22 protein-coding genes and 1 riboswitch are annotated in these 25,159 nt (G+C 63.7%); of the genes, 8 read left to right on the top strand and 14 right to left on the bottom strand.

Annotated features, from left to right (window positions below; all coding sequences use genetic code 11):
• Position 1: 1 nt before the first annotated feature.
• Positions 2 to 1,387 (bottom strand): glycine--tRNA ligase, encoded by a 1,386-nt coding sequence (locus AYX22_RS07910; protein ID WP_207596944.1) that lies wholly within the window; start codon positions 1,385 to 1,387, stop codon positions 2 to 4.
• Between the two features lie 140 nt (positions 1,388 to 1,527).
• Entirely contained in the window at positions 1,528 to 2,532 is a 1,005-nt protein-coding gene (locus AYX22_RS07905) for a DMT family transporter (RefSeq protein WP_207596943.1), read from the bottom strand.
• Positions 2,533 to 2,555: 23 nt separating this feature from the next.
• Between AYX22_RS07905 and AYX22_RS07900 the strand changes: the two genes are divergently transcribed.
• Entirely contained in the window at positions 2,556 to 2,783 is a 228-nt protein-coding gene (locus AYX22_RS07900; protein WP_207596942.1) for an RNA-binding S4 domain-containing protein, read from the top strand.
• Positions 2,784 to 2,794: 11 nt separating this feature from the next.
• Here the strand turns inward: AYX22_RS07900 and AYX22_RS07895 are convergent, their stop codons facing one another.
• The gene (locus tag AYX22_RS07895) at positions 2,795 to 3,445 is read right to left on the bottom strand and encodes a phospholipase (protein WP_207596941.1); all 651 of its coding nucleotides are present in this window, start codon (positions 3,443 to 3,445) and stop codon (positions 2,795 to 2,797) included.
• Positions 3,446 to 3,515: 70 nt separating this feature from the next.
• Between AYX22_RS07895 and AYX22_RS07890 the strand changes: the two genes are divergently transcribed.
• The 3 genes from AYX22_RS07890 to AYX22_RS07880 all read left to right on the top strand — a co-directional run bounded on the left by AYX22_RS07890 (position 3,516) and on the right by AYX22_RS07880 (position 6,063).
• On the top strand, positions 3,516 to 4,358 hold the full coding sequence (locus AYX22_RS07890) for an SGNH/GDSL hydrolase family protein (protein WP_207596940.1): 843 nt from the start codon (positions 3,516 to 3,518) through the stop codon (positions 4,356 to 4,358).
• Between the two features lie 34 nt (positions 4,359 to 4,392).
• A complete protein-coding gene (locus AYX22_RS07885) occupies positions 4,393 to 5,580 on the top strand; it encodes a winged helix DNA-binding domain-containing protein (protein ID WP_207596939.1) in 1,188 nt (395 codons plus the stop codon).
• A 75-nt stretch (positions 5,581 to 5,655) separates the two neighbouring features.
• Complete coding sequence (locus AYX22_RS07880) at positions 5,656 to 6,063, top strand: hypothetical protein (RefSeq protein ID WP_207596938.1); 408 nt, start codon at positions 5,656 to 5,658, stop codon at positions 6,061 to 6,063.
• A 61-nt stretch (positions 6,064 to 6,124) separates the two neighbouring features.
• On the opposite strand, the gene AYX22_RS07875 is transcribed toward AYX22_RS07880, so the two are convergent.
• Together AYX22_RS07875 and AYX22_RS07870 are read right to left on the bottom strand one after the other, a co-directional pair.
• On the bottom strand, positions 6,125 to 7,246 hold the full coding sequence (locus AYX22_RS07875) for a homoserine O-acetyltransferase (RefSeq protein ID WP_207596937.1): 1,122 nt from the start codon (positions 7,244 to 7,246) through the stop codon (positions 6,125 to 6,127).
• 15 nt (positions 7,247 to 7,261) lie between these two features.
• A riboswitch (SAM riboswitch) is annotated at positions 7,262 to 7,378 on the bottom strand.
• 182 nt (positions 7,379 to 7,560) lie between these two features.
• Positions 7,561 to 8,877: a bifunctional o-acetylhomoserine/o-acetylserine sulfhydrylase gene (locus tag AYX22_RS07870; protein WP_207597516.1), complete on the bottom strand. Its 1,317-nt coding sequence runs from the start codon at positions 8,875 to 8,877 to the stop codon at positions 7,561 to 7,563.
• A 225-nt stretch (positions 8,878 to 9,102) separates the two neighbouring features.
• Here AYX22_RS07870 and AYX22_RS07865 point away from each other — a divergent pair, with 225 nt between their 5' ends.
• Complete coding sequence (locus tag AYX22_RS07865; protein ID WP_089594306.1) at positions 9,103 to 9,741, top strand: VOC family protein; 639 nt, start codon at positions 9,103 to 9,105, stop codon at positions 9,739 to 9,741.
• A 120-nt stretch (positions 9,742 to 9,861) separates the two neighbouring features.
• Here AYX22_RS07865 and AYX22_RS07860 read toward each other — a convergent pair whose 3' ends face one another.
• Positions 9,862 to 10,635 carry a type II CAAX endopeptidase family protein gene (locus AYX22_RS07860; protein ID WP_207596936.1) on the bottom strand — a complete coding sequence of 258 codons (774 nt, stop codon included), beginning with the start codon at positions 10,633 to 10,635 and terminating at the stop codon, positions 9,862 to 9,864.
• Positions 10,636 to 10,658: 23 nt separating this feature from the next.
• On the opposite strand from AYX22_RS07860, the gene AYX22_RS07855 reads away from it, so the two are divergent.
• Positions 10,659 to 11,339 carry a histidine phosphatase family protein gene (locus AYX22_RS07855; RefSeq protein ID WP_242703564.1) on the top strand — a complete coding sequence of 227 codons (681 nt, stop codon included), beginning with the start codon at positions 10,659 to 10,661 and terminating at the stop codon, positions 11,337 to 11,339.
• A gap of 24 nt (positions 11,340 to 11,363) precedes the next feature.
• Here AYX22_RS07855 and AYX22_RS07850 read toward each other — a convergent pair whose 3' ends face one another.
• The 5 genes from AYX22_RS07850 to AYX22_RS07830 are packed head-to-tail and all read right to left on the bottom strand — an operon-like array spanning position 11,364 to position 15,843.
• The gene (locus AYX22_RS07850) at positions 11,364 to 12,155 is read right to left on the bottom strand and encodes a DeoR/GlpR family DNA-binding transcription regulator (protein WP_089594303.1); all 792 of its coding nucleotides are present in this window, start codon (positions 12,153 to 12,155) and stop codon (positions 11,364 to 11,366) included.
• 24 nt (positions 12,156 to 12,179) lie between these two features.
• Positions 12,180 to 13,034 (bottom strand): class II fructose-bisphosphate aldolase, encoded by an 855-nt coding sequence (locus AYX22_RS07845; RefSeq protein WP_207596935.1) that lies wholly within the window; start codon positions 13,032 to 13,034, stop codon positions 12,180 to 12,182.
• Complete coding sequence (locus tag AYX22_RS07840; RefSeq protein ID WP_207596934.1) at positions 13,016 to 13,984, bottom strand: hexose kinase; 969 nt, start codon at positions 13,982 to 13,984, stop codon at positions 13,016 to 13,018. Before AYX22_RS07840 ends, AYX22_RS07845 begins: the two co-directional genes overlap by 19 nt.
• Positions 13,981 to 14,916 (bottom strand): ROK family protein, encoded by a 936-nt coding sequence (locus tag AYX22_RS07835; RefSeq protein WP_207596933.1) that lies wholly within the window; start codon positions 14,914 to 14,916, stop codon positions 13,981 to 13,983. The genes AYX22_RS07840 and AYX22_RS07835 overlap by 4 nt, the downstream gene beginning before the upstream one ends.
• Positions 14,917 to 14,925: 9 nt before the next feature.
• Positions 14,926 to 15,843, bottom strand: coding sequence for an SIS domain-containing protein (locus AYX22_RS07830; protein WP_207596932.1), 918 nt, complete (start codon positions 15,841 to 15,843; stop codon positions 14,926 to 14,928).
• A 274-nt stretch (positions 15,844 to 16,117) separates the two neighbouring features.
• On the opposite strand from AYX22_RS07830, the gene AYX22_RS07825 reads away from it, so the two are divergent.
• The gene (locus AYX22_RS07825; RefSeq protein ID WP_207596931.1) at positions 16,118 to 20,524 is read left to right on the top strand and encodes an endo-alpha-N-acetylgalactosaminidase family protein; all 4,407 of its coding nucleotides are present in this window, start codon (positions 16,118 to 16,120) and stop codon (positions 20,522 to 20,524) included.
• 63 nt (positions 20,525 to 20,587) lie between these two features.
• Here AYX22_RS07825 and hutI read toward each other — a convergent pair whose 3' ends face one another.
• Positions 20,588 to 21,817, bottom strand: a complete 1,230-nt coding sequence (gene hutI, locus AYX22_RS07820; RefSeq protein WP_207597514.1) for an imidazolonepropionase — start codon at positions 21,815 to 21,817, stop codon at positions 20,588 to 20,590.
• A gap of 20 nt (positions 21,818 to 21,837) precedes the next feature.
• Positions 21,838 to 22,935, bottom strand: a complete 1,098-nt coding sequence (locus tag AYX22_RS07815) for an FAD-dependent oxidoreductase (protein ID WP_207596930.1) — start codon at positions 22,933 to 22,935, stop codon at positions 21,838 to 21,840.
• Positions 22,936 to 23,100: 165 nt separating this feature from the next.
• Here AYX22_RS07815 and AYX22_RS07810 point away from each other — a divergent pair, with 165 nt between their 5' ends.
• Entirely contained in the window at positions 23,101 to 23,817 is a 717-nt protein-coding gene (locus AYX22_RS07810) for an AAA family ATPase (protein ID WP_207596929.1), read from the top strand.
• A gap of 141 nt (positions 23,818 to 23,958) precedes the next feature.
• Here the strand turns inward: AYX22_RS07810 and AYX22_RS07805 are convergent, their stop codons facing one another.
• Complete coding sequence (locus tag AYX22_RS07805; protein ID WP_207596928.1) at positions 23,959 to 25,152, bottom strand: glycine C-acetyltransferase; 1,194 nt, start codon at positions 25,150 to 25,152, stop codon at positions 23,959 to 23,961.
• Positions 25,153 to 25,159 lie beyond the last annotated feature (7 nt).

The following is a 25,159-nucleotide window of genomic DNA, read 5'->3' as shown; positions in this document are numbered from 1 at the left end:
GCTAGGCGCCGATCAGGCGTGCTGCAAGGTAGCCCTCAACCTTGTCCAGGGACACACGTTCCTGGCTCATGGTGTCGCGTTCACGGATGGTGACGGCCTGGTCTTCCAGGGTGTCGAAGTCCACGGTGATGCAGAACGGCGTACCGATTTCATCCTGGCGACGGTAGCGGCGGCCGATCGCACCGGCGTCGTCGAAGTCGATGTTCCAGTTCTTGCGCAGCTGGGCACCCAGCGCCTTGGCCTTCGGGGACAGGTCCTCGTTGCGGCTCAACGGCAGCACGGCAGCCTTGACCGGCGCAAGGCGCGGATCCAGCTTCAGGACGGTACGGACGTCGACGCCGCCCTTGGCATTGGGTGCCTCGTCCTCGGTGTAGGCATCGATCAGGAAGGCCATGAAGGAGCGGGTCAGGCCTGCCGCGGGCTCGATCACGTACGGGGTGTAGCGCTCGTTGGTGGCCTGGTTGAAGTAGCTCAGGTCCGTGCCGGATGCCTTGGCGTGCGTTGACAGGTCAAAATCGGTGCGGTTGGCGATGCCTTCGAGCTCGCCCCACTCGGAGCCTTGGAAACCGAAGCGGTATTCGATGTCCGTGGTGCCCTTGGAGTAGTGGCTGAGCTTCTCCAGCGGGTGTTCGAAGAAGCGGAGGTTGTCCTCGCGGATGCCAAGGTCCGTGTACCAGGACATGCGTTCCTTCATCCAGTACTGGTGCCACTCAACGTCGGTGCCGGGCTCGACGAAGAATTCCATCTCCATCTGTTCGAATTCGCGCGTACGGAAAATGAAGTTGCCCGGCGTGATTTCGTTGCGGAAGGACTTGCCGATCTGGCCAATGCCGAACGGCGGTTTCTTCCGGGACGTGGTGAGCACGTTGTTGAAGTTCACGAAGATGCCCTGGGCGGTTTCCGGACGCAGGTAGTGCATGCCTTCCTCGCTGGCCACCGGGCCGAGGAAGGTCTTCAGGAGGCCGGAGAATTCCTGGGGTTCAGTCCATTGGCCGCGGGTACCGCAGTTGGCGCAGACGATGTCCGCCAGGCCGTTTTCTGCCGGACGGCCCTTCTTTTCCTCGTACTCTTCTTCGAGGTGGTCTGCGCGGTAGCGCTTATGGCAGGAAAGGCACTCCACCAGGGGGTCGGAGAAGACCTCCACGTGGCCGGATGCTTCCCATACCTGGCGGGGAAGGATGACGGATGAATCCAGGCCGACAACGTCCTCGCGGCCGCGGACCATGCTCTGCCACCACTGGCGCTTGATGTTTTCCTTCAGTTCAGCACCGAGGGGACCGTAATCCCAGGCGGAACGCGAGCCACCATAGATTTCACCGGCCTGGAAGACAAAGCCCCTCCGCTTGGAGAGGGAAATGACCTGGTCAAGGACGGATTTTGCTGCCATGGGTAACTCCATTTGTTCTACAGGGCCGCTGGGTGCGGTCCGCGGTGGTGGCCCCGGATCCCGGACGAGGTTGTCCGGCGGGGTGCTGGGGAAGGTATGGACAAGTACTCAAAGATACTTGAATCTACCTGCCTTCTACCCTACCGGCCTTTGGCAGGGCCCCTCCGTGCAAAGGAGCCTTTGGGCCACGGCAGCGTGGCCACGATGATCGCGGCCAGCGTGAGAATCGTGCCCAGCACCGTGGGCAAGGCGACTACCGCACCGGGACTGGGGATCACGACGTCGAGCACCAACGACCCCACCAACTGGCCGGCGATCATGCCCAAGCCCGTGATCAGCACGCCCAGGCTGCGGACCAAGAGCGCTGCCAAACCGATGAACAGGCAGCCCATGGGACCGCCGAGGTAGTACCACCACTCGGAGGGAAGCGGGTTGCCGGGTCCGGCGACGGCCAGCTTGATAAGCCAGGCGATCCAGAGAATGGCCGACCCCGCAATGAAGTTGACCAAGGTGGCTGCGATGGGTGTTCCGTAGTGGACGGTGGCCGTTCCGTTCATGGCCTGCTGGAAGCTCATGAAGAATCCGGCCGCCAGCGGCAGGAGGACCGGCAGCACCAGCGAGGCAATGTCGGCGTCGCCGCCGAAGCGGGGTGAAACCGCCCAGGCGACGGCGGCTACGGTCAGGACACTGCCGATGACGCGGACGCCTGTGATGGAGCGTTTACCGCCCGGGCCAATGCCCATGCGGTCCACGAGCAGACCGCTGAGGGTCTGTCCCGTCACGGCGGCGACGGTAAACAGCGCTACACCCAACAGCGCGACCGTGAACGACTGGGCAAAAACGAACAGCGCACCGATGGCCCCGGCCATGACGTAGAAGCGCGGAAAACTTCGGTTCCGGACTGCAGGGATGATGCGTTGGAGGCCTGCCCTGCCCTTGGGCGTTGCCAGTGAAATGGCCGTTATCAGCAGAAGGCCAGTGGTGAAGCTCACCACTGCTGCGGCGATGCCGTCGTCGAGTGTGGCGCCGAGGGCCCCGTTGATCCTTCCCTGGAGCGGGATGACCAGCCCTGTTGCTACTGCGACAGGGAGGCCAACGGCGAGCGGAAGGACGGGACGGGGAGAAGGCTGCGGCACCGTCACCACACTACTTCAGGCATCATTGCTGTATGAGCACTCCGGAAATCGAAGACATCACCATCCGCGACGACATGATCCGCCTGGGCCAGCTGCTGAAGCTTGCCAACCTTGTGGAGGACGGAGTTGAGGCCGCTGAGCTCATCAAGAACGGCTTGGTCAAGGTCAACGGCGAGATCGACGACCGCCGCGGCCGCCAACTCCACGTGGGGGACACTGTGACGGTCAACGGCCAGACCGTGCGGATCGCTGCCGCCTGAAACAACGCCCCTTAGGGGGCGAGGACCTTGTGGGTAAGGAACTCCCCTACGTGCCCGATTTCCTGCTGGTTGATGCCGTGCCACATGCCCGTGTACAGGACCTTGGTCAGGTCCACGTGCTTGCGGACCCAGCCCATGGTGTAGTCGATCTTGTCCGGCGTAATGACAGGATCCTGCTGGTCACGGCCCCAGAACATCGGCATCGATCCGTCCAGCTCGTCGTCCTTGAACGCGGCGTCGCCATCGGCGTCGATCACAAAGCCTGAAAGCCCGACGACGGCGGCAAAGTCCGCGGGACGGTAGCGGACCATGGTGGTCGCCATGGCCATACCCATGGAGAAGCCGAGCAGGGTGACCGAAGAGTGATTGGCCTTGACCGTGTCCAGCCACTCAAGGGCGTACTCGGCCGCCAGTTTCACGGCATCCAAGGAGTAGTCGATGGAGGCCGTGAGCGGGAACCACGTGAAGCCAGGTCCCATGGGCATCGGTGCCCGGAGGGCCGCCACCACAAATCCGTCAGGGAGCAGTCCGGCCAGGCTGAAGAGATCGTCCTCGTTGGAGCCGTACCCATGCAGCAGGACCAAGAGGGGTTTGCCGGCACGCTCAGCTTCTTCGTGGGACCACAGGACAACGGGCGCGGGGAAGGCGGGGGCTTCAGTCATGGATCCATTCTTGCAGTTACCCGCCAGTAACAACCTACGGTGGCGTAGGTTTGCCGTCAGGGGGCAGGATATGAACGTGAGTGAGAACAACCATTTGTTGAAACCCGACGATCCTGTTCAGAGACACCCGTGGAGCCGTTACGTGGCACTGGGTGACTCGTTCACCGAAGGGATCGGCGATCCCGAGCCGATGAACCCCGGCGGCCACCGCGGCTGGGCGGACCGGGTTGCCGAGGAACTGGGCCGTGGCCAGGACGACTTCGCCTACGCCAACCTCGCCATCCGGGGCCGGCTGCTCCAGCAGATCATCGATGAACAAGTGGGGCCCTGCCTCGAGCTGCAGCCTGACCTCGTGTCCATTTCAGCCGGCGGCAACGACCTCATCCGGCCCGGCGGCGACCCCGACCTGCTGGCCGAAAAACTCGATGCCGCGGTTGGCGAGCTGGGTTCCGGCGGCGCCACCGTGGTGCTTTTCAACGGCCCCGACACCGCCGCCTCGGTGCTGGGGCGCATCCGTGGAAAAGTGGCCATCTACAACGAGAACCTCAGGACAGTGGCTGCACGCCACGACGCCGTGATAGCGGACATGTGGTCTTTGCGGCAGCTGGCAGATCACCAAATGTGGGATGCAGACCGCCTGCACTTCTCGCCCCTGGGACACCACACCATCGCCATGATGGTCCTGGACTCCCTCAACGTCCAGCACACCCTTGAACCACTGATGCCCAAGCCGCTGCCTCCGCGGACCTGGCGTGAGGCCCGCTCCTCGGATCTCGTCTGGGCGCGCGAGTACTTTGTCCCGTGGGTTATCCGAAGGCTCCGGCACCAGTCCTCCGGTGACGGCATCACGCCAAAGCGTCCGACGCCGGGTCCTGTCTTCGGCCCCAGCGGCACCTTGCTGCCGCGGAGCTAGGGCGACGTTCAGGTGATGGTGCCAGCAGGGTTTCATGGGGCCGGACTTTCGGGTGGCCACAGTGGCGGATAAGGCGGACCTCTTCGCGGAGAGGGTCCGGCGCCTGCGACTGCGACGGCAGCAACTGCGGGCTCCTTTGTCCGGGACCGCCGGAGACGTGGTCCGCAACCTGTTGGCAGTCCAGTCCCAGGAATTTCCGTATGCGCGGTGGACCCTTGCACAAAGGACATCCGCTTCCACATCCTCCGATGTGGAACAAGCCGTTGCCGATGGAACCATCCTGCGGACGCACATCCTGCGGCCCACGTGGCATTTTGTGCACCGGGACGACCTCGGCTGGCTGATGGGACTCTCCGCGGACCGGCTGCATCAGGGAAACAAAGGCATGTACCGCCAAACAGGGGTGGATGAAAAAACGTCCGCACTCAGTGGCCGGATCCTGGCCTCAGCAGTCGCCGACGGGGCCCACAAGACGCGCGAAGAGCTGGCTGAAGTCCTGGGACAGGCCGGCTTACCCAGCAAGGGCCTGGGGTTTATCTACCACCTCATGCACGCCGAGGTCAGTCGCATCCTCGTGAGCGGTTCCCCCGTGCGCTCGTCCGGGGGCGCCCTGAAACAGACGTATGCCCTCTTCGAGGAGCGTGTGCCGGGTTTCGTCCGTACGCCGTTGACCGGGGAGGACCGTGAAGAGGCCCTGGGCACGCTGGTTCTCCGATACTTCGGCAGCCGCGGACCCGCCACTATCAAGGACTGCGCCGCGTGGTCCGGGCTGACCATGAAGGACGTAAAGCTGGGCATCCACGTGGCTGGCAAGCTATCGCCGGGCGCCCTGGCATCACTCGCCATGGACGGCCTGGAGTTTTACCTGGCCCCGGAAGATGCCGTCGAGCTCACCAACCCCGGGGGCCCTTCGCGTCTGCCTGACGCAGGACTCCCCCGCATCGACCTCATCCAGTGCTACGACGAATACGTCATGGGCTATTCGCAGTCCCGGCACTATCTGGGTGGGACAGCACCGTACTTCCCCGAAGACAACGGGCCCATGCACGTGGTCCTGATGGATGGCAGGTTGGCCGGATGGTGGCGCCATGGGTTCTCCGGCGGAGCCTGCCACCTGGATGTCCGCATGAACCGGCCCACAAGCCCTCCCGAACAGATGGCCCTCGACGCCGAAGTGGAACGCTATGGGCAGTTCCTGGGCATGGAGGCCCGCCTCCTCTGAAGTCCTCGCTGCAGGCGCCGGAGTTCACGCCGTGCGACCGGGCTAAGCTGGGATACGACCTAGGAGGCCTGCACTGTGAACAATCTGATCTTCTGGATCATCGTCTGCTCGTGGCTGATTCCGCTCGGAATCCGCATGTACAACCGATCCCGCGCGCGCCGGATCCAGAACGGAACCTTCCGCAGCCCCGGTTATCCCCCGCAGCAGAACCTGCCCGGCCCCGGTTACCCTGCACAGAATTACCCGCCGCAGAACTACCCCGGCTATCCGTCTGAACCGACCGTCATCCGCCCTGTGGATGACGCGCCGCAGCCCGGGCCGCCGTCGAACACTTCCTCCCCCACGCCTTTCCCGGCCACCAACGGATCGGAGCCGCAAGGCTACCGCGCCCGCAAGCTGGCAGAGCTGGACGCAAAATTCAGCAACGGGGAGATCGCCATGGAGGACTACATGAAGCAGCGCGGCGACATCATGAACGGCTAGCCTGGCGGCCAACCCGGCGTCCTGCAGCCGCTACTCAACTGTCCTGCAACGGCCACTCAACTTAGGCGAAGAAGGCTCCGCGGAGCTGTGCTGAGAGCTGGCCGATTTCCGTCAGGAACCCGTCGTGGCCGATCGGCGCCTCAATGATATGAACCGGAACATCACCCGGCAAGGCTGCCGCCAATTCCCGGGATTGCGCCGGGAAATACAACCTGTCGCTGTCCACCGCCGCAACGAAGAACTCCGCAGTGGTACGCGACAAGGCTGCCTCCAGCGATCCACGGCCGCGTGCGACGTCGTGGGACATCAGGGCTTCGGTGAGGGCGATGTAGCTGTTGGCGTCAAATCGTCGGACGAGCTTTGTTCCCTGGTGGTCCAGGTAGCTCTCCACCTGATAGCGGCCACGCTCCCCCAGGACCGCAGCGGCAAGAGGTGTCTCCCGGTGCTGGGCTTCACGGCCAAAGCGGAAGTCCAACTCCAGTGCGGAGCGGTAGGTGATGTGGGCGATGCGCCGGGCCAAGGCGAGCCCGTGTTCAGGGGCAGTGCCACCGTAGTAGTCGCCGTTGTTGAAATTCGGGTCCTGACGGATGGCCAGGGTTTGGGCCTGCGCAAAGGCGATCTGCTCGGCCGTGCTGTAGGCACCCACGGATATCACGGCACAGCGTTTCACCCGCTCCGGGAAGGTCACTGCCCACTCCAACGCCCGGGCGCCACCCATGGAACCGCCCAGCACGGCATGCCAGGCCTCGATTCCCAGGGCTTCGGCCAGGCGCGCCTCCGCCTCGGTGCTGTCGCGCAGGGTGACCAAGGGGAACCGGGAGCCCCAAGGACGGCCGTCCGGCGCCTCCGAGGACGGTCCAGTGCTGCCGTAGCAGCCACCCACGATGTTGATGGAGATGACAAAGAACCTGGTGGTGTCGATGGTGGCACCGGGGCCTACCAACTGCTCCCACCATCCTTCTTCGTCCGTAGTTCCCCGGGCTACGTGTGTGCTGCCCGTGAGGGCATGCTGGATGAGCACGGCATTGGAGGCATCGGCGTTCAGCTGCCCCCAGGTCTCATAAGCGAGGACGACGTCGGGAAGGAATCCACCGGCTTCAAGGTCCAGCGGCCCAATGGCGGCGTACTTGACGGTTCCGTCTTCTTCTCCGGATTTTGGAAGGGCTGCAGCAGTGATGGTCATTCCTTTGACACCTTAAACTCGCGCTTGCCCGTCGCCTTGGGTGCGAACAGGCCAGGTCTTCACCCGGGGCACCCCACCGCGGAGGAGGGTTGCCGGCCAGCAAGCCGGGGCTATGCGCTGGCACTCATGACCTATACGAAGAGTCTAGGAAATACAGGGCGGGTATGGCGAAGAATGTGACATCAGTGTGACGCTTTAGGGCGTTTTCGTTCACGAAGCAGCACTCCGGGACGCCGCCCGGCGAATAATCGTCGGTCCGGGCGGCCTCCCGGAAGGTGGCGGGCGTGGTCGCGCCGTATTGTCCAGGTCCGGATTCAGGCTCCCTTGGCGGCCCGGAATCCGGCTTCGAGGTCGGCGATGATGTCATCCACGTGCTCAATTCCCACGGACAAGCGAACCAGGCCGGGGTTAACACCGGCCGCCAGCTGCTGTTCAATTGTCAGCTGGCTGTGCGTAGTGGACGCCGGGTGAATGACCAGCGAGCGGACATCGCCGATGTTGGCCACATGCGAGTGCAGTTCCAGTCCGTCCACGAAGCGCTTGCCCGCTTCAACGCCACCTTTGATGTTGAACGCAACAATGGCGCCGGTGCCTTGCGGACCATACTTCCGGCCACGGTCGTACCACGGACTGGACGGCAGACCCGCGTAGGCAACCGATTCGACGTCGTCGTGGGCTTCCAGCCACTGGGCCACTTTGGTGGCGTTGGCTACGTGACGCTCGACGCGCAGGCTCAGCGTCTCCAGTCCCTGGGCAATCAGGAAGGCGTTGAACGGGGACACAGCGGAACCGAGGTCGCGAAGAAGCTGGACGCGTGCCTTCAGGACGTAGGAGAGGTTGGCGCCGAGCGCCCCATCCTTGCCAAGATCCCGGGCGTAGACCAAACCGTTGTAGCTGGGGTCCGGGGTGTTGAAACCCGGGAAGCGCTCCGGGTCCTTGCCGAAGTCGAAGTTGCCTGAGTCCACGATCACGCCGGCGATCGCGGAACCGTGGCCACCGAGGTACTTGGTGGCGGAGTGGACCACGATATCGGCGCCCCACTCGATGGGACGGATGAGGTAGGGAGTGGACAGTGTGTTGTCGACGATGAGTGGCACGCCGGCCTCGTGGGCGGTGCGGGCGACGCCCTCGATGTCCAGTACGTCCTGGCGCGGGTTGGAAACAACCTCGCCGAAGAACAGTTTGGTGTTCGGCTGGACGGCATCACGCCACTGCTCCAGGTTGTCCGGGTCCTCCACGAAGGTCACCGAGATGCCGAACTTCTTCAGGGTGTGCGCCAGCAGGTTGTACGTACCGCCATACAGGCTGGGGCTGGCCACGATGTGGTCGCCGGCCTCCGCGATGTTGAGGATGGCGAAGGTCTCCGCAGCCTGGCCGGAGCTCAGCAGGAGGGCGCCCAAGCCGCCTTCGAGGCTCGCGATCCGCTGCTCCACGGCATCCTGCGTCGGGTTGCCGATCCGCGTGTAGATGGGCGCGAGCTCGGCCAGGGCAAACCGGTTGGCTGCGCTCTCGGCGCTGGGGAACACAAAGGACGTGGTCTGGTAGATCGGCAGTGCCCGTGCTCCCGTGGCAGAGTCAGGCTCCTGGCCTGCGTGGATCTGGCGGGTTTCGAAAGACCATCCTTGGGACATGGAGTTCTCCTGTTCGTGGCGCATGGGTTCTGTGGAAACGTGCTGCATGTGAGCTGGGGCCAGTCTAGGAAGTGTCCGGAGCCTTGGACAGCTTTGTGACGCCGGTGGAATCTTTCGGTCTTTCAGCGTCGCCGCATGACGCGGTACGGCACCGGTTATGCACATCCCACCTTAGTTAGGCTTGACTTAGCTGAGACCCCGATCACAAAGTGCCAAGATGAAGCCATGCGCATGGATCACGTCTCTTACGCCTGTGAACGAGATGGCCTTCTGGCCACTACCGAACGAATTTCCGCGGCACTGGGAGTGGACGCTGTCCGGGGCGGAGTGCACCCGCGCTTCGGTACCCGGAACATGATCATTCCCCTTGCGGATAACAAGTACCTGGAAGTGGTGGAGGTCCTGGACCACCCCGCTTCCGACAAAGCACCCTTTGGCCAGGCAGTTCGTGCCCGCTCGGCCGCCGGTGGTGGCTGGATGGGCTGGTGCGTCGCTGTTGATGACCTGGCACCGTTTGAGGACCGCCTTGGCCGCTCCGCTGTTCCGGGCAACCGCAAGTTCCCTGACGGCCGCGAACTGGTGTGGCAGCAGATCGGCATCCTGGGGCTGATCGCAGATCCCCAGGTCCCGTACTTGCTCAAGTGGGAGGGCGACCCGTCACTGCACCCGTCCAGGATCTACGAAAGCGACGTCAAGATGTCCAGCCTCACCATTGCGGGCTCGGCGGAACGCGTCACCGAATGGCTCGGAGAACCGGTGGAAAAGCCGCTTGAGGACGTTGCTGTCCAGTGGATGGCACCGCACGGCACTCCGGGAATCATGTCAGTAACTTTCGAAACCGCCTCAGGAGCAGTCACCATCTGACCGCCCCGTCCATCCGGGCACGTCCCGGCACCGGTCATCCCTGTCCGGTAAAACTTCGGCCGCCATCAGCGGGTGCCAATGACGTCACCCACCGATGGCGGCCGGATATTTTTAAGCGTCCTACCCCAGGCCGATCGCTTTGCCGAACAGGCTGAAACCCACAAACGCCACGATGTCCAGCAATGCGTGGGCAATCACCAAGGGCATCACCCGCTTGGTCCTGGTATAGATCCACGCGAACACCAGACCCATGACCACGTTGCCGATGAACGGCCCAAAACCTTGGTACAGGTGGTAACTCCCCCGCAGGACCGCGCTGACCACAATGGCCACGGGCATGCTCCAACCGAATTTGCCGAAACGGTCCATGAGGTACCCCACCACGATCACTTCTTCCACGACCGCATGCCGCATGGCAGAGAGGATGAGCACTGGCACGGTCCACCAGTAGGCGTCCAGACCGCTGGGAACAATCGCCGTGGTGATGCCGAGGGCCCGGCCGGCGGCGTAGAGGCCCAGAGACGGAATTCCGATCACGGCAGCAAGGCCCACACCGTGGAGCAGGTCCTTGCCCGGCCGGGCGAAGTTGAAGCCGAGCCGGGCGAACGCCGAGCCGTTGTCGCCGTCGCGGTTTGCCTGGATATGCGCGGAGAGGAAGTAGAACACCAGAGCCACAGGCACCAGGGCGAAGACGATGTCCAACAGTTGGTAGGTAAGGTCAAAGTACTCGCGGGTGCTTTGGGACCGGTTCAGGGTTGAGGTGGCGTCGGCCAAGGGAGCCCGCGTCATCTTGTCCAGAAGTTGCACCACGGAATAGACGGCCGACTGGCCCAGGGACAGGCCCAGCACAATAAGTACTTCGGCGCGCAGCCGTCGGCGGGAAGCAAGGAACATGTACCCACCCTATGCTTGGTGGGATGGGTGCCCCAGCAAGAATTTTCATGATCCGGCATGGCCAGTCCGCCGCAAACGCCGACACGTCCATCTACAACCGTGTGCCGGACTACCGGATCCCCCTCACGGAACTCGGTGTGGAGCAAGCCCGCATTGCCGGTGAAGACCTTCGCCGCAGGCTCGACGGGCAACAGGTCTGCGTCTACGTCTCACCGTATTTGAGGGCCTACCAGACCTTGGAGGCGTTGAATCTGGGCTCGTTGATAGAACGCGTCATTGAGGAACCCAGGCTTCGCGAGCAGGACTGGGCCAACTTCCAGATTGCCGGGGAGATCGAGGATCAAAAGGAGCTCCGCAATCTCTACGGCCACTTCTTCTACCGGTTCCGCGAGGGCGAATCGGGTTCCGATGTGTACGACCGCGTGTCGTCCTTCATGGAGACGCTCTACCGCCATTGGCAAAAGCCCACCTACGCGCCGAACGCTCTCCTGGTGACGCACGGACTGACCATGCGGCTGTTCTGCATGCGCTGGTTCCATTGGACGGTTGAATACTTCGAATCCCTCAACAACCCGGACAACGCTGAGTTGCGCACACTGGTCAGGAACGACGACGGCCAGTACAGCCTCGATTCACCGTTCAGCCAGTGGGTGCCCAGGGATGTTGACGATTCGGTGCTGCACGCACCCAGAATGCGGTTTTAGGCAACGCACCCGGCTTGCCGGTGGCTAGCCGGCTGATGCGACGATGACTTCCGTGCCCTTGGCTTCGAAGGCAGCCTTGTCCTCTGCGCTGATTCCGGCATCGGTGATGAGGTGCCTGAAGTCGTAGCCCGCCATGGCTGCGAAGGAGCGGCGGCCCACTTTGGAGGAGTCAGCCACCACGTAGGACTCCGTGGCGCGCCGTGCCATCACAGTGTTGACCATGGCCTCGCCCTCGTCGGTGATGGTAGGACCGAGGTCCGGGTCCACGCCATTGACGCCGATGAACGCAATGTCCAAAGCAACTTTCTGCATGATGACATCCGTGTAGGGACCCACGAGCTCGTAGGAGCGCGGATTCAGGATGCCACCGGTGACCATGATCTTGATGTTGGGCCGGACCGCCAGTTGCGAGGCAATGTTGATGGCGTTGGTCACCACCGTCAGCGTGGGCCTGTTGGACGGGGCGTTGAGGTCCTCGCGGGTGGAGAGCAACTGGGCCAGAGCGGTGTTGGTGGTGCCACCGCTGAGGCCTATCACAGCACCGGGGCGGATCAGCGCGGACGCAGCCTGGGCAATATCCTGCTTGGCTTGGGCGTGGTCGTCACGGTTGTAGCGGCCCGGGAGGTCATAAGCCACCGATCCGGTGGTGGCCCCACCCCGGGTCCGGCTGAGCAACCTCTGCTTGGCGAGGCTGTCCAGGTCTCGACGGGCCGTGGCCGGTGACACGCCCAGACGCGTCACGATGTCCTCGACTTCCACATGGCCGGACTCGGCCAGGAGATCGAGGATGGCAGTCAGCCGATCGGTGCGCGTCATGACGAGCCTTTCGCGGGTTCGGAGCTATTTCGCTTTGGCGAACAGCGTCAGCATACGTGCGGACTCCAGCACAAGGGCATCCCGGCCGGCCTTGAGGTACTTCCGGGAATCCACCACGGCAGGGTTGGCATCGAGGTACTCACGGACGGCGCGGGTAAAGAACCCGTTCAAATGTGTGGATACGTTGATTTTAGTCATACCCGCGCCGATAGCGGCTACGAGCATCTCATCTGTGACGCCTGAGGAGCCGTGAAGGACCAACGGTTTTCCGACCGCGGACTTCAGGCGAGTGATCAGGTGGAGGTCCAGTGAAGCGCTTCGTTCGGTCATGGCGTGGGAGGAACCAACGGCCACGGCGAGCGCGTCCACACCGGTGGCCTCAACGAAATCCTGGGCCTCGACGGGGTCGGTCCGGACGCCCGGGGCATGGGCACCGTCTTTGCCTCCCACTTTCCCGAGCTCGGCCTCCACGTAGACACCGCGCTGGTGGGCGTAGGCGGCGACACGTTGGGTGACTTCGACGTTCCACTCGTACGGCAAATGCGCGCCGTCGTACATGACGGAGCCGAATCCAAGGTCGACCGCAGCCAGAGCGAGGTCCTCGGACTCCGCATGGTCCAGGTGCAGTGCCACCGGGACGGCGGCGGAGCGGGCGATCGCCAGGGCGGCTGACGCAATCGGTTCGAGCCCGCCGTGGTACTTGGCGCAGTTCTCGGAGATCTGCAGGATCAACGGAACACCTGCCGCTTCGGCGCCGGCCACCAGGCCCTCGGCTGTTTCGATGTGGATGATGTTGAACGCGCCTTGGCCTGTGCCGGAAGCCGCGGCCCTGTCCATGAGTTCCCGTGTGTTGACCAGGGTCACCGGGTCTCCTTCCATGTCACGATCAGTTGGTCTTGAAGTTCCTGGTACCGCGGTGAAATTTCGCCGGCGGCCGGCATGAGCACGGCAGCGGCGGACCACGCGGTGGCCCGGCGGAGTATTTCGCGTGGTTCCGTGATGCCTTCGGCGAGTGCGACGGCGGCAGCCGCCACACCGGCGTCGCCCGCCCCTGTGGGGTTGCCGCTCAGCGCTTCAGGCAGGCGCGCGCTCCAGTAGCCACCGGGAGCGGCGTGATCAAAGGCGAGCATGCCGTCCGCGCCGGCACTGACGAGTACCGTCCGGGCGCCCATGTCGATCAGGGCGAGCGCGGCTGCTTCAAGGCTGGACTCCCCGGTCGCTTCGGCCAACTCGTGGTGATTCGGTTTGAGGATGTCCGCACCCGCTTTGGCTGCGGCGATGATTCCGGGGCCGGAGGTATCGATGATGGCCGGAATGCCGGCATCGTGGGCCAGGCGCACCAGTTCCGGGTAGAAATCTCCTGGAGCACCCGGCGGCAGGCTTCCCGAACCGACCAGGACGGAGGCCGGCAGGTTTCGGTTTCCGCTGACGGCCTCAACCACCGCAATCCTGAGTGAGCGCCAGTCGTCCGGCAGGAGCGCCTGGCCTTCCTCGTTGAAGATGGACGTTTCGCCGGCGACCGTGTCGACCAGGGCGATGCTGCGGCGGGTCTCGGCAGCGACTCCTACCAGGGTGTGGGGAACGCCGCTGGTCCAGAGCTCAGCTGCAAGGGTCTGCCCGGCGGCGCCGCCGGTGGGTGCGATGGCCAGGACAGGGTAGCCCAGCTGGTGTGTCACACGGGCAACGTTGATGCCCTTGCCGCCGGCCCGGCTCAGAGGGGTGGGCACACGGTGGCTGGCGCCCTCGGTGATTCCCTGCACGGCATAGGTCATGTCGATGGCCGGATTGGCGGTGACGGTGATGATGCGGTTCACGTTGGCTCGCTTCATTGTGCTGCTCCCAGGAGTGCCCGCGCATTCAGGGCTGCACCCAGCAGGCCGGCGTCTTGCCCCAGTTCGGCCCGGATCAGCTGTGGGCGTCGTTGGAAGTCAAGGATGCCGTCCACCTTGGCCCGGAGGGGTTCCAGCAGGTCGTCACCGGCTTCAGCCAGGCCACCGCCGATAACCACCGCTTCGGTTCCCACGATGTTGACGCACTGGCAGATGGTAAAGGCGAGGGCATCCACGGCATCGGCCCAGATGCGCGCGGCCAGTTCATCGCCATCTCCGGCCCTGAGCAAGACTCCGCGGGCACCGTTCACCCTGTTCCCGGACGCCTTGTAGTAACGCTTGGCGATGGCACCGGCCGAACCGACTGCTTCCAGGATGGTGGAACCCGGGGAGCCAGGTCCGGCGTCGGGGTCCGGGACCTGGGCATGGCCAAGCTCACCGGCGAAGCCGCCAGCGGTGAGCGCCTTGCCACCGGAGAAAACGGCTGCGGCGATGCCGGTCCCCACCACCATCACCACAACGTCCTTGAACTCTTTGGAACCACCAAAGGTGTGTTCCACAGCGGCAGCGGACCGGACATCATGATCAAACGCCACCGGAATCCCCAGGCGCTTTTCGGCTTCGGCCGTGAAAGGGAAATTACGCCAGCCGAGATTGGCAGAGTAGACACCGACGCCGGCCACGGAGTCCACGATGCCCGGGACGATGATGCCGGCCGCTTTGGCGGGGACGTCCGGGAATTCGGCAGCCAACTCGGTTTTGAGTTGGGCCAGCCTGTCCAGGACCGCCTCGCCGGGACGGGCAGGATCCAATGGTGTAGGAACCCGGCGCATGCCCAGGACTGTCCCCCGGGCATCCACCAAGCCGGCCTTGATGTCAGTCCCGCCAACATCGAAGGAGAGGACCGGTGATTCTGCGGCTCCGAGAACCATGACCGAAGCCTAGGCGGAGGCGTCGAGAATGACGGAGCGCGTCAGGTTGCGGGGCAGATCCGGATTCAGGCCACGGACGCGCGCACGCTCCAAGGTGACCTTGTGAACCCTGGCCAGCTCAGCCAACGGGTGCTTGTCGGTGTGGATGTAGAGGGCGCCGGTAACGGCCATGTCGCCGTCCAGCCCTTCAGGCTGGGCACCGAACAGCCAAGTGACGCGGCCCGGAGCTGCGATGGAGATGGGACCGTGCCGGTACTCCATGGCGGGGTAGGACTCTGTCCAGCCCTGTACTGCCTCCCGCATTTTCAGGCCTGCCTCGTGTGCCAGTCCAACCGTCCATCCAGTGCCGAGGAAGGTGAACTGCTCGGCGTCCAGGAGTTCCTGCGGGACCGGCGCGCTCACGGCGTCGCGGGCATCATCGATGGCCTGCTGCACATCGATGTCAAGGCTGGTCAGCAGGTACACCAGCGCTGTGGTGGCAAAACGGGTCTGAACTACCGAACGCTCGTCGGCGTACTGCAGTCCGATCACGGCATCTGCCAGTTCGATGATCGGGGAGGTGGTGTCACCGATGATTGCCACGGTGGGGACGATCCCCTGAAGCTCGGCCAGGATCTCGAGTACCTCAGTGGTGGTGCCTGACCGCGTAATGGCCACAACGGCGTCGTACTGGCGATCGGCGCTGTTGCTGTTAAGGAAAGCTTCGGACGCGGCGAAGGCATCGGTGACGCCCTTCCCGGCGGATTCGCGGGCGGCCGCGTAGCTCTGCGCCATGAACCAGGAGGTCCCGCAACCGATCACGGCGACGCGCTTTCCGTCAGCCGGAAGCACGTCCTCGGCACGGGCTTGCTCAACAGCCCGCTGCCATACGTCGGGCTGGGAAACCAGCTCTTCCTCCATGAAGGCGCCCAGTGTGTTCTCGCTCATCGTGTGTTCCGCTCCCGCTCAGCTTAATGACGTTTTCTGATCTATAGAAACACTAAACGATCATTTTCGATCTCACAAGGATCATTCGCGGGGGAACTCCGCTCACCAAGTGCGCACGGCCGGAATGTACGCCGGACCGCGGAAAGCGTGTGCCGGGATGTGCTTTTAAGTTAACTAGCTGTTAACTCTTGTCAACTTCTGTCCTGTGGAGCAGTCTTAGACAGTCCGCAAGAACATGATCGTTATTCGCACGGAAAAATCAAGAAGGAGCATAATGCCCCGCTTGTCATCCACCAGACGCCTCGCATCGCTGAGTTTGGCCTGCGTCGTCGCCTCATCCTCGCTCGGCCTCATGGCACTTCAGCCTGCCACCGCAGCCCCATACTCCCCTTTCGCCCCAATCGTCCCGCAAGCAGACATCGCCGATGCTACCGATGCTGCCGTCATCACCTCCGGCCAACTGGGAGTGGAGGTCTCCACCACCTTCCCGCAGGTCCTCGGCTACATCGATGCCGCCACCAGGGCGCGCTTGGACGGCACCGTCACCCGGCTCAGCACCATCATGCTCAATGGCGTGGAATACACGGTGACCGGTTCCTCCACCGGCTCCGGAGACGACGCCCGCGAGTACGTGCTGACCGTCCCGGAATTCGGCAATACCCTCATCAAGGCCCGGCTCTCGGTCAAGAAGAACGTGGTCTCTTTCAATGTCACAGAGATCAGGGACTCCGCTGATCATCAGGTCAAGACCTTGCAACTCCCCCGGCTGAACCTGGTGACCGTCGGATCCACCCAGCCCGGGGCCCAGGTCTCCACTGCGAACCTGTCCGTGGACCGCAGCGTCACCGGTGACGAATTCACGCCCATCACCCCGGCGACTCCCCTCGACGCCACCGCCAAGAGCTCCGCCTACGCACTGGCAAATACCGCCACCTTGGGCGCCGCTGTGGAGTCCAATGCCCTGTACGACACGTCGTCGGGTCCGGGCGCGAAGGACCGCGGGCGCTTCTGGCGCCAAGCCGTCAGCGACGGAGCCGGCGGCGTATCCATGGGTATCGCCAGCGGCCAGTGGCTGTACCGTGCAGAAGGCTCCGCGACCACCGAGGAACTTCCGTGGACCCGGGTGGCCATCACCAGCGATGCCAATGCCGACGGCGGCGTGGACTGGCAGGACGCGGCGATCGCCATGAGGTCCATCCAGGTCAGCCCCAATAAGGCCGAACAAACGCCGGACAACGTGATCACGCACATCCCGTTCAACTTTGCTTCGCAGGCAACCCACCCGTTCCTGAGGACCCTGGATGACGTCAAGCGCATCGCCCTGGCCACCGACGGACTGGGGCAGGTGGCCATGCTCAAGGGCTACACCAGCGAGGGGCACGACTCCGCCAACACGGACTACGGCAACAACTTCAACACCCGTGCTGGCGGACTGGAGGACCTCAACACGCTGGTGAAGGAAGGCAAGGACTGGAACGCCAGTTTCGGCGTCCACATCAATGCCACGGAGATCTATCCGGAAGCCAAGTCCTTCAGCGAGGACCTGTTGCGCGCAGACAAGGGCCTGGGATGGAACTGGCTGGACCAGTCCTACTATATGAACCAGCGTGCGGACATTAATTCCGGCAAGCTCGCCCAGCGCATCAAGGAACTACGCGAAGCCACGGACAAGAACCTGGACTTCGTGTACGTGGACGTCTACTACGAGTTCGGTTGGCTCGCCGAGCGCCTGCAGCAGGAACTGGTCAAGAACGGCTTCCGGGTGGGCTCCGAATGGGCAGACCACCTCTCCCGGAACAACACCTGGTCCCATTGGGCCAACGATGAGAAGTACGGCGGTTCCACCAACAAGGGCATCAACTCCCAGATCCTGCGTTTCATCAACAACACCCAGTCGGACGTCTGGAACCCAGATCCCAAGCTCGGGGTGAGCCATATCGTGGAGTTCGAAGGCTGGACCGGGCAGAACGACTTCAATGCGTTCAGCGAGAACGTGTGGACGGCCAACGTGCCTGCCAAATTCCTGCAGCACCACCAGATCACCAAGTGGACGGCCGACCGGATCGAACTCGCCGATGGCGTGTCCGTCACCGGAAACACGGCTGCAGAACGCAACATCACCGTAGGCGGCATTTCCGTCCTGCAGGGTGGAACCTACTTGCTCCCGTGGTCCTCCAAGGAAAACGGCACGGCAGACAAGCTCTACCACTACAACCCTGCCGGTGGCGCCACCACGTGGACGCTCACCCAGGAGTTCGCCAGGGCCGGCTCCTTGGAGCTCTTCAAACTGACGGACAACGGCCGCGTGAAGGTCGCCGACGTCCCCGTGGTCAACGGACAGGTTGCCCTGATAGCCGACGCCAAACAGCCCTATGTCCTGGCTCCAAAGAACAACAAGGCTGAGCTGCCCAAGAAGGCCAACTTCGGCGAAGGAACGGCCTTCAACGATCCCGGCTTCAACAGCGCAGACCTCTCCCCATGGAACCCCGCCGGTACCGTCACGCAGGTCCGCGATGACAAGGGCCGCCGCTTCGCCGAATTGGGGGCAACGCCGTCGTCCATCAGCCAGGAAGTGAAGCTGGACGCCGGAACCCAATCAGTGAGCGCCTGGGTGGAAATCCAGCCCGGCAGGACCCGTCCCACCACACTCTCCGTGGACATCAGCGGCAAGACCGAAAGCGTCACCATTGATTCTTCCAACGCAGAGAATTTCGTGGCCGGCGACGAGAAACACGGGACAGCCTTCCAGCGCATCCGCGTTGTGGTGGACGTTCCCCACAAGAACACCAAGGCCAAGGTCACCGTCACAGCGGCCGACGGCGACGCAACAGTGCGCGTCGACGACTTCCGGGCGGTGAAAACCGCCAGGGTGGCCACTACCGGCGTGCTCAGCGAGGACTTCGAAAACGTGGACCAAGGCTGGGGACCCTTCGTGAAGGGCGATGCCGGCGGCTCCACGGACCCGCGCACGCACATCACCGAACGTAACGAACCCTTCACCCAAAAGGGCTGGCACACCAACGTGATCGACGAAGTACTGGACGGAACCTGGTCGCTGATCGCGCACGACGAAAACCGCGCACCCGACGGCGGACCGGGCATGGTGTACCGGACCACGGAGGCAACAGTTCCGTTCCAGGCGGGCCACAAGTACAAGATTTCCTTCGACTACCAAAACTCCAAGGACGGCCAATACGCCTGGGTTTCCGGCTACGACTCCCAAGCCGGACCCGCAGTGACGGGCAGCCAGGCGGTCGAGGCCGCGACGTCCACCACACGGTTCGAGCAGACCCTGGATACCGGATTCTGCGGAGACTACTTTGTGGGACTGCAGCGCACGGGCAGTGCCAATGGTTCGGACTTCACCCTGGACAACTTCCTGGTGGAGGATCTCGGCGCGTCCGAATCCGTCCCGGCCTGCGCGCAGCTCTCGGCGGCGCTCCAGGGCGATGTGGTCCAGCAGGGCAAGGCCCAGGACTTCGTCACCACGTTTGTTTCCGATGAACCGGCAGCCATCAATGATCTGACCGTGTCGCTGAAACTGCCCGAGGGGTGGACGGCAACACCATCCACGCCCGCAACGGCCTCGACGCTGCCCGCCGGGGGCACCTTGACCACCACGTGGAAGGTCACCGCGCCGGCTTCGGCTGACGGCGACTACCCCATCACGGCGACGGCCAACTACAGCACGACCTCGCAGCCCGCAGGCAGCCGCACCATCAGCACCACCACGGCCGTCCGAACGCTGCCCAAGCCTCCGCAGGCCACCGTGTTCGCCAGCGACCACCCGTGGGTCAGCGCCACCAATGGCTGGGGTCCCGTGGAAAAGGACCAGTCCAATGGTGGAACCGGAGCCGGTGACGGCACTCCGCTGACCCTGAACGGGACGGTCTATGCCAAAGGCTTGGGAGCCCACGCCAACGGTACCGTCCGCTACTACCTGGGCGGCTACTGCACCGCCTTCACCGCGACCGTGGGCATCGACGACGCCCAACCGACGCGGGGAAGCGTGAAGTTCTCCGTGGTGGCTGATGGGACCACCAAGGTGACCACACCGGTTCTGGGCGCTGCGAGCGCTCCCCTGCCACTCACTGTGGACGTCACCGGCGCCCAGTACGTGGAACTGGTGGCCAACGACGCCGGCGACTCCAACGGCAACGACCACGCTGACTGGGCAGATGCCAGGTTCACCTGTTCCTCAACCTCCCAGCAGCCCCCGGCGCCGGTGTTGTCGGGCACCGTCTTCGCTTCCGACCTGCCCTGGATCGGCAGTACCAACGGCTGGGGACCTGCAGAACGGGACCGGGCCAACGGTGAGCAGAACGCCGGCGATGGACCCGCGCTGCGGCTGGACGGCGTCGTGTACTCCAAGGGCATCGGCGTCCATGCCGACTCGAAGATCAGCATCGCCACGGAGGCCAAGTGCGACGCCTTCACCGCCGTGGTGGGAGTGGACGACGCCAAGCTCAACAAGGGCCTGCACGGTTCCGTGGTGTTTATTGTCAAGGGCGATGGGCGCGAACTGTTGCGGACCCCTGTCCTGAGCGCAGACTCCGCCGCGCTCCCCCTCACCGTGGACATCACCGGTGTCCGCAACGTCGAGCTGATCGCTGACAAGAACGGCGACGACGCCGGCGATGACTGGGCCGACTGGGCCGACGCGAAGTTCAGCTGCGCGTAGTCCCTTCATCCCCCACGAAGAGGGGCGGTGTTCCTACCGGAACACCGCCCCTCTGTGCGTTGCTTACACGGCCCGTACGCCGGCCCGCCACACGGAATGAGTCAGCGGGATCCCCGGTCGGTAAGCCAGGTGCGTGGCCGACGGCGCCTTGAGCAGGTGCAAGTCTGCCCGATGTCCGACGGCGAGCGAACCCACCGCCCGTTCGCCGTCGACGTCGTTCCCTGACTCCCGGCCCAAAGCCAACGCGCCGCCGTACGTCGCAGCCCGGACCGCTTCGTGGACGCTCAAGTGCATCTGCAACACAGCAGTGGTGACGCAGAAGGCCATGGAGCTGGTGTATGAGGTCCCCGGATTGCAGTTGGCAGCCAGCGCGATCTGCACGCCGGCGTCGATCAATTCACGGCCTGGTGCCAGGGGCTGACGGGTGGAGAGGTCGCAGGCGGGAAGGCAGGTTGCAACAGTGCCCCTGGTGCCCGTTCCGGTTGCCGGGTCCCAGCCCGCCCAGGTTCCCGCGAGGTCCCGGATGTCTTTGTCCGACAAGTAGTTGACATGGTCAACACTCGCTGCGGCGAACTCTACGGCCAGGGCAACACCTGGCCCCTCGCCCAACTGGTTGCCGTGGACCCTCAAGCCCAGACCGGCCGCGCGCGCTGCAGTCAGGACCCGACGGGACTGGTCCTCCGTGAACGCGCCCCGCTCGCAGAAGACGTCGGCCCAGCGAACGTGCGGGAGGACGGCGTCGAGCATGGGCCCACACACCAGGTCCGTGTACTCCTCGGGATCGGAGCCCTTCGGGACCAGGTGCGCGCCCAGGAAGGTGACCTCGTCCACTTCGGCTGCGGCGATGCGGGCACTGCGGGCCTCGTTCTCGACGTCCAACCCGTAGCCGGTCTTGCTCTCCAGGTACGTGGTCCCTTGTGAGACTGCCTCGGCCACGCGATCCCGGACGAGGCGGGTGAGTTCGTCATCGCTGACGCTGCGCGTAGCGCCCGTGGTGACCGCGATCCCGCCTGCGCTGTAGCTTTCCCCGGCCATGCGGGCTTCGAACTCGGCAGTGCGGTCCCCTGCGAAAACAAGATGGGAATGAGAATCCACCCAGCCCGGCAGGACGGCGCGGCCTTCGACGTCGATCATTTCGTCAGCAGCGGGAGCGTCTTTGGCAGCGCCGATCCAGGAAATCCGTTCTCCTTCAATGACCAACGCGGCGTTCTTCAGGACCCTGTGTTCAAGGTCCTGGGTCATCAGTTCCCCGATGTTGGTGATGACAGTGCTGCCGCTGTTCCCGTTCCTGATTCCGCTCATGTCCCTATTGTTCAGCGCCGGATGGACCAGCGCACGGCCGCCAGCTGCTCCGCTGTCCGGGATTCCGGACTGTCGTCAACTACCGTGCCCAGGATCAGCGCGGCTGCCAGCTCCGCGATGGCGGACGAAGTCTGGAAGCCGTAGCCGCCTTGCCCTGCGAGCCAGAAGAAGCCCGGCGCTTCGGCGTCGAAGCCCACCACTGGTATCCCGTCCGCAGCTTCTGTCCGGAGGCCAGTCCATGCCCGGTCCACTGAATGGATTCCCAAGGAGGTCACGGTGTTGAGTTTGCTGATCAAGGCCTCCACATCACCCGCGTAGGGCTTGGCGTCCTCGGCTCCGCTCGGCACAGATTCAGACGGCGAAATCAGCACCTGGTTGCCCTCGGCGCGGAAATAGAACGTGTCGTCAGCGGCACACACCATGGGTGTTTCCGGCGTCAAGGGGCTATCAACATTGACGATGGCAGCCGTCCGTCGGTACGGCTGCAGTCCCAGCTTCTCCACCCCGCTGATGACGGCCAGCTCGTCCGCCCACGCGCCTGCCGCGTTAACCACGACGCCGGACTGGAACCCTTCGGTTCCCGCGCCCACCTGCCAGCCGCTCCCCAATCGTTGGACGGAATGGACCTTGGCTCCAGTGATGATGTCCACTCCCGCAGCTTCCGCTGTGCGGCGGTGTTCCTCAAGCAGGAGCGGAGCGTTGCAGCCGAAGGAGCCGTTATCCAGTCCTGCGGCTGTAAATGAGTCGGGGTCGAGCACCGGGCAAAGTCGCATGGCTTCGTCGTGGGTGATGGCATGCATGTTGCCGCTGGCCTCGGCGTGGACTGTTTCTTCGTCGCCTACCAGCATGAAACCGCGTGGCGTGAGGATGGGTTCGTCAGCCTGGGCATCGCGCGCTGCCAACATTTCCAGGGTTCGAATGGTCAGCTCCTGCACGACTGCCGGACCGTAACTGGGGATAAGTTGCCGGGCTGAACGTGACGACGTGTGGAAGGCCAAGGACTGCTCGGCCTCAACAAGTGCAACCGTGCACTTGCCCGCGAGGGCCGCAGCCAAGGACAGTCCCCCGATGCCGCCGCCTACGATTACCACGTCATAATTCGAAGCCATGGCTCCATCCTGTCAGAACCGATGCTCTCTCACATCCCGCGCCCTTCAACGCAACCCTCTCTCACATCCCGCACCCTTCAACGCAACCCTCTCTCACATCCCGCGTTTGTGATGCGCGCCGGTACTTGTGGCCTTAACGTCTGCCAGGACTGCAACAATGACGGCATGCACCGCAACCATCCCATTCGGCGGGTGATGGAAGATCCCGCCAATGCACTGGACCGCCACAAGTGGCCAGCCAGCCTGCCTCCGGTAACCCAGCTTCTGGAACAAGGTCTGGATCTGCCTCCTGCAACCATCCTCGTGGGCGAAAACGGTTCTGGTAAGTCAACAGTTGTGGAGGCCATCGCCTTGGCCTACGGTTTGTCCCCGGAGGGCGGATCAACGGGAGCCCGTCACACCACAAGGTCTACGGAATCCGAGCTGGGAAACCACCTGCAACTCATCCGCAACGCCGGCAGCAGCAGGCGTGGTTACTTCCTCCGTGCTGAGACCATGCATGGTTTTTTCACCTATCTGGAGAAGAACCCCAGCACGTTCGGCGACTTGCCCTTCCACGACATGTCACATGGCGAATCGTTCCTTGAGCTCGCTGTTGACCGGTTCCGCGGGCCCGGACTATGGGTACTGGATGAGCCGGAGTCAGCTTTGTCCTTCAATGGTTGCCTCAGCCTGCTGTCAGTTCTCAAGGAGTTGTTGGTTGGAGGCAAGTCCCAAGTCATTATGTCTACGCACTCGCCCCTGCTTGCCGCCCTTCCGGGCGCCCAAATACTTGAAGTCGGGCAGTGGGGCTTACGTCCCAGGCAATGGGCCGACTTGGACCTGGTCACCAGCTGGCGATCATTCTTGGACGCCCCGGAACGATACCTTCGGCACCTATAGGCCGACGCTCTCGCACTTCGTGAAGAAAGTGAGAGAGCGTCGGTCTTAAACCCGAGGGACATGAGAGAGCGTCGGTCTTAAACCCGAGGGACGTGAGAGAGCGTCGGCCCGAAACCCGCGGGACGTGAGAGAGCATCGGTCTTAGGCGACCGCGGCGCGACTCTTGACGAACGCCTGAACACACGCTTCGACGTCGTCCGCGCTGTGCGCAGCGGACAGCTGCACGCGGATCCGGGCCACGCCCTTCGGCACTACGGGGAAACTGAAGGCCGTGACGAAGACGCCGTTGTTGAGCATCTCGTCGGCTACCTTGGCAGCAACCACGGCGTCACCGAACATGACGGGGATGATGGCGTGCTCGCCGTCCAGGAGATCGAAGCCTTCCTCGCTCATGCGGCGGCGGAACAGTGCAGCGTTCTGGAACAGTCGGGTACGGAGTTCGCCGGATTCCTGGACCAGTTCGATCGCCTTGATGGTGGCCGCAACGATGGCCGGGGCAAGCGAGTTGGAGAACAGGTACGGGCGCGCCTTCTGGCGGAGCATGGCCACAATCTCGCCGCGGCCGGAAACGTAACCGCCCGAAGCACCGCCGAGGGCCTTACCGAAGGTGCCGGTGTAGATGTCCACACGCTCGGAGACGCCGGCGTGCTCGGGGGTGCCTGCACCGGTGGGTCCCATGAAACCGACAGCGTGGGAGTCGTCCACCATGACCAAGGCGTCGTGCTTGTCGGCGAGGTCGCAAATGGCCTCGAGCGGTGCGAGGTACCCGTCCATGGAGAACACACCGTCGGTAACGATGATCTTCCGACGGGCCCCTTCGGCTTCGACCAGCTTTGCCTCGAGGTCCGCCATGTCCTGGTTGGCATAGCGGAAGCGCTTGGCCTTGCTCAGGCGGATGCCGTCAATGATGGAGGCGTGGTTCAGGGAGTCCGAGATGATGGCGTCTTCGGGGCCAAAGAGCGACTCGAACACACCGCCGTTGGCGTCGAAGCAGCTGGAGAACAGGATGGTGTCTTCGGTCCCCAGGAACTTCGAGACACGAGTCTCCAGTTCCAGGTGCAGGTCCTGGGTTCCGCAGATGAACCGCACAGACGCCATGCCGAAGCCGCGCTCGTCCATGGCGGTCTTTGCTGCAGCGATGATGTCCGGGTGGTCAGCCAGGCCCAGGTAGTTGTTGGCGCAGAAGTTCAGGACTTTGTTGGCGGGCTCGCCGAGCTGGCCTGCGGCGATGTGGCTGGCCTGCGGGGAGTCGATGTGGCGTTCGGTCTTGAAGAGGCCAGCGTTGCGGATCTCGTCCAATTCGCCTTGCAGCTGGTCTTTGATGGCTGAGTACATAAGGGGT

The organism is Arthrobacter sp. D5-1 (genome assembly GCF_017357425.1).
Lineage (GTDB): Bacteria > Actinomycetota > Actinomycetes > Actinomycetales > Micrococcaceae > Arthrobacter.
The sequence above is the reverse complement of the archived record's forward strand: the minus strand, read 5'-3'. Positions and strand labels throughout refer to the sequence as shown.

Coding starts and splice junctions, on each gene's coding strand:
- AYX22_RS07910 (WP_207596944.1), bottom strand. CDS start 1,387: ATGGCAGCAAAATCCGTCCTTGACCAGGTCATTTCCCTCTCCAAGCGG.
- AYX22_RS07900 (WP_207596942.1), top strand. CDS start 2,556: ATGAGCACTCCGGAAATCGAAGACATCACCATCCGCGACGACATGATC.
- AYX22_RS07895 (WP_207596941.1), bottom strand. CDS start 3,445: ATGACTGAAGCCCCCGCCTTCCCCGCGCCCGTTGTCCTGTGGTCCCAC.
- AYX22_RS07890 (WP_207596940.1), top strand. CDS start 3,516: ATGAACGTGAGTGAGAACAACCATTTGTTGAAACCCGACGATCCTGTT.
- AYX22_RS07885 (WP_207596939.1), top strand. CDS start 4,393: ATGGGGCCGGACTTTCGGGTGGCCACAGTGGCGGATAAGGCGGACCTC.
- AYX22_RS07875 (WP_207596937.1), bottom strand. CDS start 7,246: ATGACCATCACTGCTGCAGCCCTTCCAAAATCCGGAGAAGAAGACGGA.
- AYX22_RS07870 (WP_207597516.1), bottom strand. CDS start 8,877: ATGTCCCAAGGATGGTCTTTCGAAACCCGCCAGATCCACGCAGGCCAG.
- AYX22_RS07865 (WP_089594306.1), top strand. CDS start 9,103: ATGCGCATGGATCACGTCTCTTACGCCTGTGAACGAGATGGCCTTCTG.
- AYX22_RS07860 (WP_207596936.1), bottom strand. CDS start 10,635: ATGTTCCTTGCTTCCCGCCGACGGCTGCGCGCCGAAGTACTTATTGTG.
- AYX22_RS07855 (WP_242703564.1), top strand. CDS start 10,659: ATGGGTGCCCCAGCAAGAATTTTCATGATCCGGCATGGCCAGTCCGCC.
- AYX22_RS07850 (WP_089594303.1), bottom strand. CDS start 12,155: ATGACGCGCACCGATCGGCTGACTGCCATCCTCGATCTCCTGGCCGAG.
- AYX22_RS07845 (WP_207596935.1), bottom strand. CDS start 13,034: ATGGAAGGAGACCCGGTGACCCTGGTCAACACACGGGAACTCATGGAC.
- AYX22_RS07840 (WP_207596934.1), bottom strand. CDS start 13,984: ATGAAGCGAGCCAACGTGAACCGCATCATCACCGTCACCGCCAATCCG.
- AYX22_RS07835 (WP_207596933.1), bottom strand. CDS start 14,916: ATGGTTCTCGGAGCCGCAGAATCACCGGTCCTCTCCTTCGATGTTGGC.
- AYX22_RS07830 (WP_207596932.1), bottom strand. CDS start 15,843: ATGAGCGAGAACACACTGGGCGCCTTCATGGAGGAAGAGCTGGTTTCC.
- AYX22_RS07825 (WP_207596931.1), top strand. CDS start 16,118: ATGCCCCGCTTGTCATCCACCAGACGCCTCGCATCGCTGAGTTTGGCC.
- AYX22_RS07815 (WP_207596930.1), bottom strand. CDS start 22,935: ATGGCTTCGAATTATGACGTGGTAATCGTAGGCGGCGGCATCGGGGGA.
- AYX22_RS07810 (WP_207596929.1), top strand. CDS start 23,101: ATGCACCGCAACCATCCCATTCGGCGGGTGATGGAAGATCCCGCCAAT.
- AYX22_RS07805 (WP_207596928.1), bottom strand. CDS start 25,152: ATGTACTCAGCCATCAAAGACCAGCTGCAAGGCGAATTGGACGAGATC.